Origin of the sequence: Arthrobacter humicola (assembly GCF_039531445.1) — a bacterium.
Lineage (GTDB): Bacteria > Actinomycetota > Actinomycetes > Actinomycetales > Micrococcaceae > Arthrobacter > Arthrobacter humicola.
The window spans coordinates 630,005-645,723 of the sequence record NZ_BAAAQB010000041.1; the positions used below are offsets into that span (position 1 = coordinate 630,005).

The following is a 15,719-nucleotide window of genomic DNA, read 5'->3' on the forward strand; positions in this document are numbered from 1 at the left end:
TGGCCGCCGTCGCCGATCCAGTGGGGAATTGTAGATACCCGCCGAGTAGAAGCATGACTGCGAACACGCCAGTAATGGTTCTGGAGACACTGTGATTACGCATGCAAAGTCCAGTCACTAATGTGGCTAGACAGCCACCTCCAAGTGGCAGCCGTTGGGCTGCCACCGCCCCCCATGAGAGTGGGCCAAGAATATCGGGCATCATGAGCCCCGTCTACGCTGTGACCTGCGGTTTTTCTGCAATGTCACAGGCCGAAGTGGAATATGCAGAGCCGCCATGATTCGGCAGTGATGGGGACCCTCCCGTCAGCGACACAGGGGTCCAGTGCCGGCGTGGCCGGTACAGGCCATTCAGGGCTGGCTGTCCCGGCAGAGCCTGCCGCGCGGTGCGGGCATCTCTCCGTTGCAGGACTGCCGCTTCAAGGCCGGTCGACAATGTCGTCTCTGGCATGGCTGACGGTGCTGAGCTGGGCTGCATACGGTGCCTACCTTTCAGGCAAGTCCCCTTTATGCTCGCCGGTGCGAGTGGTCGAGTGCAGGTCACGGGGTCACCAGCAATTGGCTGACCAGTTGACGGCACTCTCGATTGGACTGCCCCCGTTCTTTTTCGGGGTCTCCTTGTCCTGGATGCCGTTCATGCCGCAGTACGAGTTGATGGCTGTGACGACACCGAGGGAGTTTCCGAGTGCCTTCGGTTCGAGGTCGTGTGCTTCCAGAAGTGCCTTCTCCGTTGCAGACCGTTCGCTGCCGGATTTCGCGGCGTACTGATCGCAGGTGGCGGCGCCGGCGTTGGAGCAGCCTGTCAGCGAGGTCGTGGCTGACAGTGCCCACAGGGCTGCCATGGCGGGAAAGCGCGGAGGCCGGCGCCGTGTGGTGGAAGTGTTGAATTTCGATAGCCAGTGGGCCCAAGCGCAAAGTCATCACTCCCCCGGTTTGAAAGTTTTTGGTGAAACGTGACGACTGTGAAGGCCATCGCACCGGGCATGCCCGCGATCGGTCCGGAAATGCTCCGCCGCCTTCACAAGACGCATACCGCTGGGGTTGCCGGCACCTAAATGATGAAGAAGCCCCAGCGTCCACCGCGGTAGAGATAGATGGAGTAAGCGATCGTGAGGGGTCCGACCTAGAACCCGTGTTCGTGGCCCGGGGTTTTGCCGGCAAGGGCTGCGATGAGCCCGGCGACGCCCAGGAGCATCCAGAAGGTGCCCAGGACCGTTGGGTCGGTCTCACCAGTTCTTGGCGGACCAGTTAACCGCCTTGTCCAGGGGGCTGCTTCCGTTTTGGCCAGCCTTTTCACTGCCTAGGCCGGAGACTCCGCAGTACGAATTGAGTGCGTTGAGGAGCCCCATGGTGTTTCCGATCGAATTCTGATCCAGGTCGTGCGCGGACAGCAGTGCTCTTTCGGTGCTTTGGCGATCGTTGAAGGATTGGGCGGCATACTGGTCGCACGTCGTAGAGCCTGCGCCGTTGCAGCCGGACAGAAGCATGGTGGATGCGATGGCGGTGAGAACGGCCAGGGCCGCGGGCAGGGCAGTGCGGGTTTTCCGTTGTTGTGTTGGAGTGTGAGCGTTCATGGGACTGTCCTCAAGGTGCGATGGAGAGGTTGTACAAAGGGAGGTATCAGGACTTCTCGGCGGGCATCTTCCGTCCGACCAGGGCCACAACGGCCCCAACGACATAGAGCGGGATGATCCATACCATTTCGCGGGGGTAGTACCCGAGGACGGACGTTTTGAAGGCGGCGATAGCGATAAGGATGACGCCGATCCACGTGACTACGTTCTTCTTGGTGTTCATGGTGGGACCTTTCTTGACGGGCAATTAATTGTTGGGGCCTGAGTCGTTGCTGGTGATCGTCGAGGGTGGCGCCGGCGGCGCGAACTGTGCCGCGGAGCCGGCCGGCCAACTCGTTGGAAGCTCGTACTTGCCCATCGCGCCCGTCTCCTGGATGGCCTGGCCCGCTGCCAGAAGTCGCTCGAAGGCTTCGGCTTCCTCAGCGTCGAATGGATCGGTGTCGGCTTTGCGGTATGCGACCGTTCGTTCCATCAGCTCGTGGGCCAAGGCGGCGCTGTCGGTCGACTTGTCCAGGGTCAGCTGAAGGTACATGTTGGCGCCCTCTGACTTGTAGACCAGTCGGAGAGCCTCGATCCCCAGGAATCCTTCCTTGCGCTGGAACAGGATCTGTCGCACCCAGGCGTAGCGCAGGTGTCCCGTTAGTGCTTTGCCGCGGCGGCGGTTGGCGGCCAGGATCTTGCTCCCGGCGTTCAGGACAAGGGCGGCGCCTCCCCCGATCCAGCCGCCGCCCTTGTCGTACTTCTCGCAGATCATGGCGAACCGCGATTCGGTCACGTAGCAGTCGATTCGGACGTCCTCCACGGACGCGATCTTGCGGAATTGGCTGCGGTTGTTGTCATAAAGGTGCACTGAGGCCGCCGAGGCGTGGATGGGGCCGATGATGTCCCCATCGAGCCCGTCCCAGATGAGCTTCAGGTCTTCCGTCAGGCTCGGGTAGGCGAAAGAATCCAGCTCACCCGGCTCTGTGACCGTCAATGGGCTGTAAACCACGGGATGCTCCGATCAGTTCTTGGTAAACGGGTTGGCGCGGACTTTCGGATCCTCGGGCGAAGGCGGATCGGCCGGCACGAGCATGCGCGGCAGGACTCCGACCAGGAAGGCGACATCCGCAGCTATCCCAAGAACCCCCATCAGGCCGAGAATGGCAAGCAGCACCAGCCAGAAGGATCGGTTGCGGTCCGCGGCCAGCCAGGCGGAGCTCGGGCGGGTGAACGCGTAGACAAACACTGCGGCATTCACGATGTAGCTAATGACTACTAAGGCGGTCAAAATCGCCCTCCCCTTCGTTTCGGCAGAAGGCCAAAAGCAATCGCTTCCGGCCTACGAGATCCGGCCCGGTTTCGGTACCGTGGCGGAGATCTTGATGGATGCTATCGACGCAGCCAGCCGGCAATGAAGGGTTTGACGGGCAAGTGGAGAATTTGTCCTCAGAAAGGGGTACAGAAGGCCGGTGCGTGACGGACACGCTGACTTCAAGGACCGTGTTCGTGTAGGTTCTGCATACTAAGAGCTAACACTTCCCGCAATGGGCCCACTTGCCTTTTGTCGGTCCGTGATTCCGACGGATGCAACATGGCGGCGGGGCTTAGAACCATCAACTTGGAGGGGCAATTGAAGAAACTCGTGGTCGCAATTGCCGCTGTTGCTGCGGTGCTAGTAGCGATCCTCGTGCTCTCAAAACCGTTCGGCTGGTTCGAAAACAACCCTCAGGCGAAACCAGTTACAGCGTCCCAGAACGCTTCCCCCACACCGAATGAAGCGCAAGCAGTTGCAGGCGCCCTTGAGGCCTTCCCCACAGACCCAGTCAACGGTTCAGCCGAGGAAGTTAAGGTCCTCGTAGCTTCTAGCCCTCTGACTGCAGCCCCCGCGGGGACAACGATCGAACCCGAGCCGAACACATGGGAATCGACAGCGCTCGGTGCCGGCACCATGACCATAAAGGTGACTTACCCGAAGAGCGAGCCCAAATATTACCTAGCATTCATGACACTGGAGGAGGGCTCGTGGAAGTTGCTTTACACCATCGGCGCCGATGGTTGAGATCCTTTGTCACACTCGTCGTGGTGCAGGCGCTCACTTTCGTTTTGCTCGTCCAGGGAATGCTGCCAGTGGCAAGGGCTGATGCCGGTCCGGAATGGAGCACTGCGTGCACGAACGGACAGCTCGCCCTGGCCCCCATTCTGGATAGAGATCGAGCCAACGACGATTCGAAACTAACCTACAAGCCCAATAGCAGCGGAATCCGGGTGCCGGTAGTGATGGTCCATGGCTGGACCGGCAGCTCGGTTCATGACGACAGCATGAAGGGTACTTTCTCTCACACCGTTGACCTCACTCAGCTCCGTGAGAATACCCAGCCATCGATTCGCACCTTGATAGGCAACATCCAGGAAATCCCCGGCACCGTCGCCTATACATTCGACTACTACGATAAATCGGCGCTATGGGTGACCGACCCGAGCATCGGTCCAGCCTTGGCTACAGCGCTCAAATGCCTCAGCGAGAAGTCCGGGCAGAAACCGATTGTGGTAGCCCACTCAATGGGAGGACTCGCGACCCGCGAGGCGCTTCAGACCGACCCGTCATTGGTTGGGGCCCTGAGCCAGGTGATCACCTTCGGCACGCCGAACACGGGATCCGACATCGCCGCATACATCAAAAGCAGCGATCCGAAAGTTCTACTAACCAGGTCACCTGGCTACTCCATGATCGCTGCCGTCGTGAACAGTATTACTTCAGCGTGCACGGAGGCTTCAAAGTCCCTCGACTCGAGCACATGCGCCGGGCTGACCAACGGGCTCCGGGCATTCGGTGGATCAGGTGCGGCCGGACTCGCTACTGGATCATCCCAGCTGTCTGCCTTACTGAAATGGCCTTCGACTCTCCCCGTGCATGCATTGGCGGGCGATGTGAAGTTCAATGCCAGATACGGAAGCATACTTGGACTTCCCCTATCGGAGTTCCCCTCTAGCGGTGGCGACCTCATTGTTCCTACAAGCTCAGCGACCGCCGGTTCTACGACGAAAGACATTGCCACCTGCAAAGTGAGTCTGAACGTCGCACAACAATCCGGGGAAACGGTCGCGGAGAAGCTTCACCTGATCAGCACCGATGAAGCCGGGAGATCGATTTTGGAAGGCACGTCGATTCCCTGCTTCCACGCAAATCTTATGCGGGTCCAACAGCTCGCCAACTCGATGCTTGGTTATATTAATGACGACGTGCAGTCTCGCTTCGTAGGAACCGAAACCATTAAGATCAACCCGTGGAACGATACCGGGGGCCCGAAAATCGCGTCATCTTTGACCGGTGGCGATTGTATAGCCGGAAGTGTCGCGAACCGCGCTGATACCTTCCGCTGCTTCTCGGGGAATGGTGTTTACGACCCATGTATTGCCAAGCCCGGATCCCATGACACGTTCGCCTGCCTTGGATCGAGTCCCTCGTCATGGGTACTCCTCAATGGAATTCATGAAGACCCGGCCGGCCCTCGAACGACCGACCCCAACCGTGCACCGTTCTACATGGAACTCGCCAACGGCATGAAATGTCACCTTTCCATCGGAGGGGGCCCCCGAACACCCCCGGGATACGATTTCTGGTCCGGAGCCTGCACGAACGACGGTAGTAGTTATCCCTACGTTCTGTGGTCTAACAGTCCGAACATCGCCAAATTCGGAAACATTGTCTACGAGGGGAAGAGTCCGCGAGGATACTGGCAGGTGGCAGTAGGAACAGAAGGCTCAACTCCACAGCTTGTCGAAGTGCTCCGGGCCTACCGCTAGGACGCCATACGCACTGGAATCCGGGGCAATCGCCCCCAAGGAGAAGTTAAGTATCAATTGGCCCGTCGGTGAGCTCTACGAGCGTTGGGTCTTGCTCGTCTGGTGTTGACGCCAGAATGGTGACTGTGGCAGCTCGCCCTTGGGGTCGTACACGCGCTGTGACGGTGCCGCCGCGGGCCTGGTTGAGCAGGCTGACAATCCTTTCGGAGACGGCGGCGAGCATGCGGGGCGCCAGCTCCTGGTGACGGTCGTCAAGGAGCTGGACGACCACGCCGCGCTCCCGGGCACGACGAGCTGCCGCTACCACCTCCGAGGTCGCCAGCACGCGGCCGCGGATCTCGTCGCGGAGCTGAGCTTCGATCAGGCGTAGCTCCTGCCGGTCGGCGTCGGAGAGTTCTTTGTCAGGGTCTGCGACTTTAGCCAAGGCGGGAACTGTGACGTCGCGGACGTGCTGGAGCCATTGGGTGCGGGAGAGGTTGAGTGCTCGTTCGGCGGCGTACCAATCGGCGGCCGCGCGTGCGTCGCCGGCGTATTGGGCCACCTTTCCGTCGTTGGTGCGCAGCAGGTGGCCGATCCCGGTGGCGATCGTCAACCAACCCACAGTTGCGATGCTCAACATGAGGCCTCCAACAAGGCCCATGGTGGTGCCTGCCGCCCACTGGGCAAGAAGTGCGACGGAGCAGGCTGCCCCGAGCCAAGAGACGGCCACGCGGCCACGCAGGTTGACCACGACCAGCAAGGTGTAGGTGGCTGCCATATGCCAGGAGGCATACCCCGGCCAGGTGGTTTTGGGCAGGACGCCGTCAACGAGGATCGTCATCGCCACCACGGCGGCAACGGCAACGAAGGCCCGCCCCAGGGGCAGGGACCCCGGTCCCGGAATGAGCACCAGGACGGTTGCGGCAAGGTAGATGGCCATTGCTGTCAAGGACGGCCATACGGAGGAGACCATGTCCAGCGACAGCAGACCCAAGGTGACGTGCAGGGTGGCGAATACCGCGCAGAGCAGCGTCATGACGGTCATGGAGATCGCGCGGATCATGCTGCCGCCCCCGCCCAGGAAAGGCGGACTTCGGTCCCCGCACCAGGGGCTGAGATGACGTCGGCTGTCCCGCCCACGGCATCGAGGCGGCCGATGATGGACACCCTGATGCCGAGTCTTCGGTCCGAGACCAGTTCGGGGTTGAAGCCGGTGCCGTTGTCTTTGATGGACACAGCCACCCGGGCGGTTTCCGCGGTCTTGTGGCCTGCTACCCGGACCTCGCAGCGTGTCGCACCGGAGTGGCGTGCCGCGTTCATGACGGCCTCTGTGGTCGCTTCGAACACCGCTCGCACGATCTCTCCCGGAAGGACAAGGTGCTCCGGGGAGTCGCAGCTGACCAGGACTTCAGGGTCCTCCACGCCGTCGTCCACGGTAAACCGGATGCGGGCAGCGAGTTCAGTGACGGTAGCCGGCGCGACCTCGGGCGCCTCGGTGCCCTGTTTGTCGAGTCGTTCCAGGGCGCTTCCGGCCAGTTTGGCGCTTGCCTGGCGCTCCCTGGTCGAACCGGACTGGGCCGCGGTAATCAACACGGTCATGACGCTGTCATGAAGAAGAGCATCCAGCCGGAGGCGTTCATTGCTCACAGCGGTCTCCGCGGCAGCGTCACGATATTGGACAATGGCTGCCTCAGCCGCGCTGTCAACCCGCTGCGCGGCATGCCGCAGAATGCCGATCGTCACGCAAATGGTCAGGCCCATGACCGTCGAGAAGGCCGCATCCTCCAATGCGACCGGCAAGGACGCCGATGCCGACTGGGGCATGGTTCTGATGACGGCGAAGACTCCCCCGATGAAGACCGCGTAGGCACAGCCGACGACCGTCCCGAACGCGAACGCGCACCAAACCGCGCCTACATTGATCATGGCCCACAGCCAGGGTGTTCCGATGGTGGCCGGAACGCTCGAGGGAACGGCTGCGGGCCAGAGGATCAGGCCGAACATGACAAGTCCCGACAAGACCGCTGCGGTCCAGGTAAGTCCGCGGCCGCGGATGGAAGCCGCCACGAACACGGCCAGAAGCCCCAGGAAGGCCCACATAAAGACGGTCTCCCACCAACCCGCGGTCCACTGCATCTGGGTAAGAATCTGGCCTGATGTCTGCAAGAGAAGCAGCAGGGCAAAGGCGGAGATACCCCGGCCCATCAACTTGTGGGTGTCCCTGGCCGAGAGACCTGTTGGAACTCCTGCGAACACTTTCACTGCCCCACATCCGTCCGGGACGAGGCAGCCCATTTGCGCTTGGGCTGCGGTGGAGGCAGGATCCCGTCCTCGACTGCGCGGATATACAGCTCGACTTTGGTGTCCGCAGGACGTCCGGCGGCCTCATACTTTTCACGGATCCGGTCGACGTTCGTCTTCACGGTGCTCGCAGCGATGCCCATCCGACGCGCCACCTGGGCCTGGCCATACCCGGTCGCATACATCGCCAGGCATTCGCGTTCACGCTCGGAGAGGTTGGCTTCGACAAAGTCCGTGTCCACCTCGATGGCGGCAGCGAGCTCAAGATTGTCGATCGTTTCGCCGGCCGCCACCCTGCGCAGCTTGTTAACCGTCTCGGCCATGGGTTCGGATTTCAGGGAGACTCCCAACGCGCCGTTCGCCAGGGCTTCCTGGAGGTAGGCCTGATTATCCCCGCTGGTGAAGACCAGTACCTTGTAGCCGGCAGCGATCAGCCTGGCCGTGTTGTCTCCTGGCCGCGACCCGTCGGCCAACTGAAGGTCCAGCGCAACGACGTCGCAGATACGGCGACCTGCCTTCAGAAAGGCATCGACAGTAGGTGCCATACCCGCGAAGGTGACCGCAGGTGATTTGCCGTCCCGGAGGATGCCTCCCTCGAAGCCGATCATCGCCGCCTCGTGATCATCAATCACACAGGCACGGACTTCTTGCACATTCATGCGACACCCCCATCGTGGTCACCGGCCGCCGATGACCAGCATCAGTCTCCACGGCGCACGAAATTGTGCCAACTGTGACGCTCCCGGGTCCTGGTACGGAACATCCGTCCCCACTTCGGATGACAACGAAGCCCCGGACGGCGAAAACCCATCGCGGAAGACCCGTGATGTCTGTAGTTTCGGCCACAGCCGGTAAACAGGTACCGGGGAACGTTAGGGGACAAATGAGCCATCACATCACGCCGCGGCGCATCGTCCTGGCCGGAGCCGGAGCCGTCATCGCCACGGTAATATCAGCATGCGGGCCCGCACCAACTCTGACGGGAAACTGGAAAGCCGACGACGGCACCGGGCTGAAGATCATCACATCCAACGGCTCCTGCCAGGGCATGTACTACAACGGCACCAAGCCACTGGACATTGGCGGTCCGATGTCATGTTCCTTCTCCGACAAGAAGGCCAGCGACGGCCGCTATTCACTCGTTGTATCGCAGCCGCCGAACCAGGCCTCATTCGAGGTGGAATTCAGCAGCAATGATTCGGCCACCGTCTATAGTTCGTCCGGAAGCCGTCTGTACTCGATGGCGCGGCAATAATGGTCGGCAACGTGTCGCCGTTTAGGGAGCGGTTTGCGGTATCAAAGATCGCGATAGGGTTGGCGACGGCGGGGCTATGTCTTGCCGGATGTGCATCAGCGCCAGCAACGCAGCCCGCGGGCACTCAACAAGTGACGGCTTCGGCAACGCCGAGTTCCGCGCCCACTCCGTCGGGAATTGGGCCGTCAGCGGTCTCCGGGCTTATGCCGACCGCGGCGGATCTGGCTGGACAGACAAGCATCCCGACCGGCCTCCAAATCAACTTCACCCGAACTCTTGGCGATTGGGTTCAATCGCAGGCAAATGAAGGACCTTGTCGTTTCACGACGATTCAAGTTCCGGTTTTCGCCACCGAAACGCCGGCAGACCCGTCATGGTCGCTGCCAGTCATCGACTTCGATTCCAGCACAAGCCAAAGCGATTATTCACAAGCGATACGGGTGTTTTCGGACGAAAGTAGTGCGCAGTCGTACATCCACACGTTACAGGCCAAACTCCCGGAGTGCGCAATGTTCAGCACGCCTCAAAACACTCCATTCACCATCAGTCCGCAGAACATTGCTGGGCTGCCTGACGGAGCAATTGCCTGGACCGCAACAGCGAGTACGACCGACACAATCATCGTTTTCCCGGTCAAGAACACCGTCGTACGAATCTCCGGGATGGGAGTCAGCCAGAAAGACCTTGTCGCGGCGGCCCGTCTCGCGTTCCAAAAGATAGCGGCTTCGACTTTGTCCTGATCCGCGCGAGGTTAAGTTCCGGGGCGGTTGCGTGTTCGGCCAACTTCAGGGGACCACGGCCGACCCGTTCGTCTGGTGACACCCTCATCGGAGCCTGGACAGGGCCTTTCCGCAGCTTCGCGAACCCAGGTGCGCCGATCTGCTGTCATTGACTCGAGTCCTGCGCGTGCCCGGGGATCGCGCAGCATTCCGAGGGCTTTGACCGTGTGCCCGCTGACGACCGGGTCATCGAGATGCCTGATGAGAATATCGACAGCTTCGGGCCTTTTGGACCGGCCCATACCCAGGAAGACCATTCCACGGGCCTTGCCGTACCGCGGGTCAATTGTCAGCAACCAGGATCGCGATACGAAGAACGCGCATGCCAACGGACTGCCGGCCCGGTCCGGGCGGTGTCACGCCCACGGACTCGGTGATCTCAGATCCCGCCGTCCAGAGTGCAGGAGCGTGTGGATGTTGTCGCGCTCGGATCCTTGCAGGTCAGGAGCAAGGCTGACACGCTTCCCTCGGGATAGGTCTTCGCCCACCGGTCGGTCATGCCTGTGGAGTCGACCGCCGTGCCTACCCAGCCGTTTCGGGCGGCGTTGTCCCCGACCATTTTGTAGATGTCAGGGAGGCTGGCGGCGCTGGTGAAGCTGACGACCACGCTGGCACCGAAGGAGCCACCTGAACCGAAGACGGGGGTTTCGTAGTGGGCCGGAGCGTCTTTCTCTTTCGTTTTGACCAGCCCTGCCGGCAGATCAGCCATGACGGGATCCGCGGCGAGCATGTGCAGCTTCTGGTCCCCCGGATCGCTGTCGCTGTGCGGGGTACTGGTGGGGGTACTGGTGCTGTTGCGGCCGGTCTCTGTACCCGCCGGAGAATATCTGTTCCCGGCCATGCCGGCGCACCCGGTCAGAAGGAAGCAGGCAAGAACACCGGCACCCGCAGCCAGGAAACCAGGCCGGCCGCATCCCTCAACCGAACCGGTGCTGCTCATGGCCGGAATGAGCGCGACGAAGAGCACGCGTCCTGGAAGTCGGACCGCCGCCATGGCTCCCCAACCGCTTCACGCTCGGCTTCTTGATTCGGGCGAAGATCAAGCACCTCCGCCACCGACGGGTCGTAATCGACAACGTGTCCGATCCCGACGACACGGTAAGAGCTCGCGTCGTCTGGATGATCACCACCGCACAGTGCGCACCAATCACCGTCCGGGCGAGTCAGACACAGCACCGGCCGGATCCGATCGAAGACGTGGATGCAGACATACGACTTCGTCTCGTAAGGGAGTTGGGGCTGCATTGTCGGACTCGTCACGGGTATCCATTCCATTCGTCGAGGGTTTGCGCGCCCTTCTGACGGTTGCACGTTCGACAGCGGTCCCAGATGTTGTCGACGTCCAAATGATCCCTCGAGTGACGACAGCAATGAGCTGAAGACGGCACCTACGCGGTCAATAGCTCTCTCGCTGGACCCATGACCAACGACGCGGCGACCACCTTCTGCCCTGCCTCGTGGCGCAGACTGTTGAGGCTGACAACCGCCTCCAGGACAGGCGCCAGGTGGGTAGTGAGAAAAGCCAACAGATTCTCGGCCCGCTCCCTTTCAGGCGTCGGCACGTCGAGGTCCAGCAGTGACGAGAGCCGGCCCTCCTCGCTTCCATCAAGCCTCGAGAGGCGCGTCCGAAGATGGCACGCCTGCTCCTTCGGGGTCTTCACCTCTCCGAGGGGGCGCAGCCATAGTGCAAGGTTCACGTAATACTGCAATCCGTACTGCGACTTCTGCAGTTCGACCACGGTGATCACCTCATCAGTGATTCGGTACCACGATCCGCTCCTCTTCGAGAAGCCGGCGCCCTTCATGAAGCCGTCAAAGGTTGCTTGAATGACGTTCGAGGTCATGATCCTCCGTAGGTGAGGCGGGCACGGCCAGGGACGATGTCCCTGCTCGCCCGCATCGCCCGCAACCATGAGCCCCTCAACGAGCAATTCGGCAATAAGGCCAAGAGTGAAGGTCCTCCTTGATGCGAAGTCACGAAGCCCTGCCGGTCGGGTACTGCCATAAATCCGTGATGCGTGCTGCCAGTCATCCAACCCGCCAACCAGGGCGTCATCTCTGGGAGATCGCTCGCTCATGCCGATCAACTAACGGGGAACTTGAACGGATCTTGTCCAAGGATGCCACAACTTCCTTGCTAATCGTTGTGCGGCGTCTTTCGCGTCGGTTTTGCCTTCCCCGCGGTAGAGCTTGGAGGCGTGGCGGACGATCCGGCCCGGGATGTAGAGGATGTTCTGGCCGTGGGCGACGAGGATGGCGATCAGCAGCGCCGGCCCGCCGTGGTTCAGATCGGTCGCCCACATCGCCTCGTCACCGTCTGCAACTTCGAGTACGCCGGCGAGGAGTTGGAGCAGGGCGGGTTCGTCGTTGGGGACTCGTTGGGAGAGCAGCCGGTTTCCGTCGGCGTCGATCACGACGCAGTGGTGGTGGGCTTTGCCGGCATCGATACCGGCCCATAGGTGCACCAAAACAGCCTTCAGTCTGTCGGTTGGGTGGATCCCGGCAGATAACCGCGCCGTCGTGTCCTTATCCGGCGATCATGTCGGGTTTCTCAATCTCTAATGGTGGATGGCTGGTCTGGGACTGGCTGGCAGACTGGCGTTCGATCCCGCTTCGCGTGGCTCGGTCTCTATCTGGCCCCTCCGGGGTGCCTTTCCGCTGACTTGCCCGGGTCGCGGGGTCGGCGTTGGTCTGGCCTGTTCCGATGGCTTGATAGAAGGTTGCCCGCGTTCGGAGGATCTCCGGTCCGCGTGGCTCGTTAGAGATGCGCCTCGCAACAGCTCCTCTTCCAGACCGACGCCGTACGGCAATATCCCTCGGCACGGAAGGAGCCATGGCGTGACCATCGTGGCAGAGCAATACCAACATGTCATCGGCGTGGACACTCACGCCCAGACGCACACCTATGCAATACTCGACGCCGGCACGGGACGCACCGCGGGCTCGGCGACGTTCCCCACGCACGCGGCCGGACTGGCGCGCGCGTTGACCTGGATACAGCGACACTCGACCGGGAAGGTGCTGGTCGCGATCGAGGGCACGGGCTCCTACGGGGCCAACCTCATCCGCACCCTCCGGGCGGAAGGCATCGCGGTCTGTGACGTCCGCCCACCTAGACGTGCCTCCCGCACCGGGAAAGGAAAGTCGGATGAGATCGATGCCGTGGCCGCGGCCCGCACAGCCCTTGCCTCGGAGGCAGAAGCGCTGGCGGCCCCAAGAGCGGACGGGATCCGCTCAGCATTGAGGGTTTTGCCCGTGGCTCGGCGCGCAATAGACAGCCGCAGGACCGGGGACCGGAACATGCTCACCGCGCTGCTGCGCAGTTTCAATCTCGGCATCGATGCCAGGAAGCCTCTAACCGACGCCCAGGTGCGCGCCGTGGCCGCTTGGCGGGCGCGGCGTGACGACGACACGCCCACCCGGACGATCCGGGACGAAGCCCGCAGGCTCGTGGCCTCGGTCCTCGATCTGACCCGACAGATGGAGGACAACCACGCGGCACTGACCAGCCACGTCAACGAACTCGCGCCCGGGCTGCTGGACATCCACGGTGTCGGGCCCGTCAGCGCAGCGATCGTGCTCACCGCCTACTCCCACAAGGGCAGAGTCCGTTCCGAAGCCGCCTTCGCCGCCCTCGCCGGTGCCGCACCCCTGCCTGCTTCCAGCGGCAACACGGTCCGGCACCGGCTCAACCGCGGCGGTGACCGACAGCTAAACCGTGCGCTCGAGATCGTCGCACGCGTGCGCATGTCGAATCACCCTGCCACCCGCGCATACGTCGAACGCCGGTTGAGCGAGGGCAAAACCCGACGGGAGATCCGCCGATGCCTCAAGCGTTACATCGCCCGACAACTCTTCCGCTGCCTAAGCCGCCTCCTGGCCGAACCCGAACAGCCGTCGGCTGTTTGACCAGCGCCCGAGACTTGACCGCAAGGCATAGAAGGGTCAGCGGTCGGGTCATCGCGGGGTGGCGGGCGGCCAATCCTTCGGAGCCGTCACGACGTGAGCCGTCCGGCCACAGCAACAAAGCCATACCCCTCTCCCCCGGGTAGCCACGACCCTACAACGGCCACGGAATCACCCGGCAACACCCGAAGGAATCTCAATGATGTTGTCAATGGATTCCTGGGGCCTATTGCTAAGAGCCGAGGTACTTGGCGGTCGTCATTCCGGGATAGCGTCTGCGGGTTGTGCTGTTGCTCCTGGGTTGTTCCCCTAACGTGGGCGGTGCGGCACATGTACCGGTGCCCCTTCTCCCCACCATGCCGTTGCTGCCAGTAGGGGCAAGCGGATAGGCCAGCTAATTGTGGTCGATCCGGCGAAACTCGGCTATGCCGCTAAGTGAACGACTCCTAGCGCCCGCGGCGGTTGGTGCACACGATTTCGGAGGGCGCCCGCTGAAGGTCTAGCCCGGTCCCAGGCCGTCAGGCGGTCTGCTCATGGGTCGGGTTTGCGAGTAGATTGTTCACATCCGCTGAGGGTCCCGCGTATCAGCGAAACGAGCACGTGGACAAGGATCCGGATGGGCCGGCCGTACCGCATTGACACTCACCAGCACATCGTTCCGCCTGGGTATGCGCGCTGGATGCTTGAAAAGGGAATACACCCCGGCGGCATTGGCCTGCCGTCGTGGTCCGAGCGCTCAGCGTTAAAGTTCATGGACAGGCACGACGTGCAGACCGGCATCTTGTCCCTGTCCACGCCCGGCGTGTACTTCGGGGACGCTGCGGAGGCACGGCGGCGGGCCCGGGAGATCAATGAATACAGTGCAGAGGTGGTCGCGGCCCGGCCTGAGCGGTTCGGGTTCTTCGCGACGCTCACGCTGCCGGACGTGCAAGGCGCCCTGGCGGAGGCCCAGTACGCCCTGGACACCCTTCTCGCGGACGGGATCGTGTTGCTGGCCAACAACGCCGGGCGCTATCTGGGCGATCCTGGCTTTGAGCCTCTGCTGGAGTTCCTGCACCACCGCCAGGCCGTAGTGTTCATCCACCCCGCTGAACTGCCGGCCCCGGCGGTGCCGGGCATACCCGCCTTTGCCGCAGATTTCATGCTCGACACCACCCGCACTGCTATCAGCCTGATCCTGTCCGGTGCGATGGAAAAGTTCTCGGGAATCAGGTTCATCCTCGCCCACGCGGGCGGCTTCGTGCCTTACATCGCCCACAGGATCCTGCTGACGATGCTCAACGATAAGGACCTGGCACTCAGCGCGCTGGCCGCGCTGGGAGATAAGAAGCAGTCCGTCCTGCGGCGTTTTTACTACGACGTGGCCCTGTCCGCCAGCCCGGCGGCCCTGCCCAGCCTGCTCGAGGTAGCTGACCCGGGCCGCATCACATACGGCACTGACTTCCCCTTCGCCCCCTCCGCGGCGATCGACTTCCTGAACCTGCAGTATGAGAACTATCCGCTGGACCCCTCCCTGCGCGCGGCCATAGACCGCGGCAATTCCGAGGCGCTGTTTCCCCGGCTGAGGCCTGATCAGGATTAATTCATATTGTGCGCGTTGCGCTCCCTGGCCAGGGGTTCCAGTGGAGATCTTCCTGCCTCTATGGCTCGCCGCCGCTTTTCGCAGCGAGGACCTTTCCACCCGGTGCGTCGCTGCATGGTCGAATGGATAGACGTCAAAAAAGGGCACTGCCTACGTCGGGAGCGGTCCACACAAGGCATATGTAGGCGTTGTAACGCCCGAGGGCCGGTCGCCCTACCTGCGCTGATATGCCGACAAGGAGTGGAACAACCATCTGCTCTCGTTGACCCACTTTTAGAGTCCGGCAGCCGATCGTTCGGCCAAGGCTCAGAAAATCTGCTTCACATACCCTCGGCGATCATGCTGTAGAGGGCAAGCAACAAGCCCGACGCCGCATATTGCCGCTCCCGTAGGATCGGCACGACAAGGTCCACCTACGAAAGGAACACATGATCTTCCCAGGCGGCAGCATCGATCAGTACGCGGTTCCGGCGAGGGATTTGAACGAATCCTTCATTGGGGCCCACTTCGGCCTCACCAAGGGTGCCGAGGTCATCTACGGAAAGATCGGTGCGATC

At 61.9% G+C, this 15,719-nt stretch carries 18 protein-coding genes; 6 read left to right on the forward strand and 12 right to left on the reverse strand.

Going from position 1 to position 15,719, the window contains the following annotated elements; translation table 11 throughout:
• Positions 1–548: 548 nt before the first annotated feature.
• The 5 genes from ABD243_RS19455 to ABD243_RS19475 form a co-directional block, all read right to left on the reverse strand.
• Positions 549–842 carry a hypothetical protein gene (locus tag ABD243_RS19455; protein ID WP_344368025.1) on the reverse strand — a complete coding sequence of 98 codons (294 nt, stop codon included), beginning with the start codon at positions 840–842 and terminating at the stop codon, positions 549–551.
• A 384-nt stretch (positions 843–1,226) separates the two neighbouring features.
• On the reverse strand, positions 1,227–1,574 hold the full coding sequence (locus ABD243_RS19460; RefSeq protein WP_344368026.1) for a hypothetical protein: 348 nt from the start codon (positions 1,572–1,574) through the stop codon (positions 1,227–1,229).
• Positions 1,575–1,620: 46 nt separating this feature from the next.
• Positions 1,621–1,797 carry a hypothetical protein gene (locus ABD243_RS19465; RefSeq protein WP_344368028.1) on the reverse strand — a complete coding sequence of 59 codons (177 nt, stop codon included), beginning with the start codon at positions 1,795–1,797 and terminating at the stop codon, positions 1,621–1,623.
• Between the two features lie 24 nt (positions 1,798–1,821).
• Positions 1,822–2,565: a hypothetical protein gene (locus ABD243_RS19470; protein ID WP_344368029.1), complete on the reverse strand. Its 744-nt coding sequence runs from the start codon at positions 2,563–2,565 to the stop codon at positions 1,822–1,824.
• A 12-nt stretch (positions 2,566–2,577) separates the two neighbouring features.
• Positions 2,578–2,844, reverse strand: a complete 267-nt coding sequence (locus ABD243_RS19475) for a hypothetical protein (RefSeq protein WP_344368030.1) — start codon at positions 2,842–2,844, stop codon at positions 2,578–2,580.
• Positions 2,845–3,186: 342 nt separating this feature from the next.
• On the opposite strand from ABD243_RS19475, the gene ABD243_RS19480 reads away from it, so the two are divergent.
• Complete coding sequence (locus ABD243_RS19480; protein ID WP_344368031.1) at positions 3,187–3,615, forward strand: hypothetical protein; 429 nt, start codon at positions 3,187–3,189, stop codon at positions 3,613–3,615.
• On the forward strand, positions 3,579–5,360 hold the full coding sequence (locus ABD243_RS19485) for an esterase/lipase family protein (RefSeq protein ID WP_344368032.1): 1,782 nt from the start codon (positions 3,579–3,581) through the stop codon (positions 5,358–5,360). Before ABD243_RS19480 ends, ABD243_RS19485 begins: the two co-directional genes overlap by 37 nt.
• 46 nt (positions 5,361–5,406) lie before the next feature.
• Here ABD243_RS19485 and ABD243_RS19490 read toward each other — a convergent pair whose 3' ends face one another.
• From ABD243_RS19490 to ABD243_RS19500, 3 genes are all read right to left on the reverse strand, one after another.
• Positions 5,407–6,402, reverse strand: coding sequence for a hypothetical protein (locus ABD243_RS19490; RefSeq protein ID WP_344368033.1), 996 nt, complete (start codon positions 6,400–6,402; stop codon positions 5,407–5,409).
• Positions 6,399–7,475, reverse strand: a complete 1,077-nt coding sequence (locus ABD243_RS19495) for a sensor histidine kinase (RefSeq protein ID WP_344368034.1) — start codon at positions 7,473–7,475, stop codon at positions 6,399–6,401. Before ABD243_RS19495 ends, ABD243_RS19490 begins: the two co-directional genes overlap by 4 nt.
• A gap of 122 nt (positions 7,476–7,597) precedes the next feature.
• Positions 7,598–8,272, reverse strand: coding sequence for a response regulator transcription factor (locus ABD243_RS19500; RefSeq protein ID WP_344368035.1), 675 nt, complete (start codon positions 8,270–8,272; stop codon positions 7,598–7,600).
• A 251-nt stretch (positions 8,273–8,523) separates the two neighbouring features.
• Between ABD243_RS19500 and ABD243_RS19505 the strand changes: the two genes are divergently transcribed.
• Both ABD243_RS19505 and ABD243_RS19510 read left to right on the forward strand, forming a co-directional pair.
• The gene (locus tag ABD243_RS19505; RefSeq protein WP_344368036.1) at positions 8,524–8,895 is read left to right on the forward strand and encodes a hypothetical protein; all 372 of its coding nucleotides are present in this window, start codon (positions 8,524–8,526) and stop codon (positions 8,893–8,895) included.
• Complete coding sequence (locus ABD243_RS19510) at positions 8,895–9,635, forward strand: hypothetical protein (RefSeq protein WP_344368037.1); 741 nt, start codon at positions 8,895–8,897, stop codon at positions 9,633–9,635. Before ABD243_RS19505 ends, ABD243_RS19510 begins: the two co-directional genes overlap by 1 nt.
• 11 nt (positions 9,636–9,646) lie before the next feature.
• Here ABD243_RS19510 and ABD243_RS20975 read toward each other — a convergent pair whose 3' ends face one another.
• The 4 genes from ABD243_RS20975 to ABD243_RS19525 all read right to left on the reverse strand — a co-directional run bounded on the left by ABD243_RS20975 (position 9,647) and on the right by ABD243_RS19525 (position 12,142).
• Positions 9,647–9,931, reverse strand: a complete 285-nt coding sequence (locus ABD243_RS20975; protein WP_425547250.1) for a HEAT repeat domain-containing protein — start codon at positions 9,929–9,931, stop codon at positions 9,647–9,649.
• Positions 9,932–10,053: 122 nt separating this feature from the next.
• The gene (locus ABD243_RS19515; protein WP_344368038.1) at positions 10,054–10,515 is read right to left on the reverse strand and encodes a hypothetical protein; all 462 of its coding nucleotides are present in this window, start codon (positions 10,513–10,515) and stop codon (positions 10,054–10,056) included.
• 547 nt (positions 10,516–11,062) lie between these two features.
• Complete coding sequence (locus tag ABD243_RS19520) at positions 11,063–11,518, reverse strand: DUF4304 domain-containing protein (RefSeq protein ID WP_344368039.1); 456 nt, start codon at positions 11,516–11,518, stop codon at positions 11,063–11,065.
• 243 nt (positions 11,519–11,761) lie between these two features.
• Entirely contained in the window at positions 11,762–12,142 is a 381-nt protein-coding gene (locus ABD243_RS19525; RefSeq protein WP_425547251.1) for an IS110 family transposase, read from the reverse strand.
• Positions 12,143–12,512: 370 nt separating this feature from the next.
• Between ABD243_RS19525 and ABD243_RS19530 the strand changes: the two genes are divergently transcribed.
• The gene (locus ABD243_RS19530; RefSeq protein WP_344368040.1) at positions 12,513–13,583 is read left to right on the forward strand and encodes an IS110 family RNA-guided transposase; all 1,071 of its coding nucleotides are present in this window, start codon (positions 12,513–12,515) and stop codon (positions 13,581–13,583) included.
• A 613-nt stretch (positions 13,584–14,196) separates the two neighbouring features.
• Complete coding sequence (locus tag ABD243_RS19535) at positions 14,197–15,162, forward strand: amidohydrolase family protein (RefSeq protein WP_344368041.1); 966 nt, start codon at positions 14,197–14,199, stop codon at positions 15,160–15,162.
• Positions 15,163–15,719: the final 557 nt, after the last annotated feature.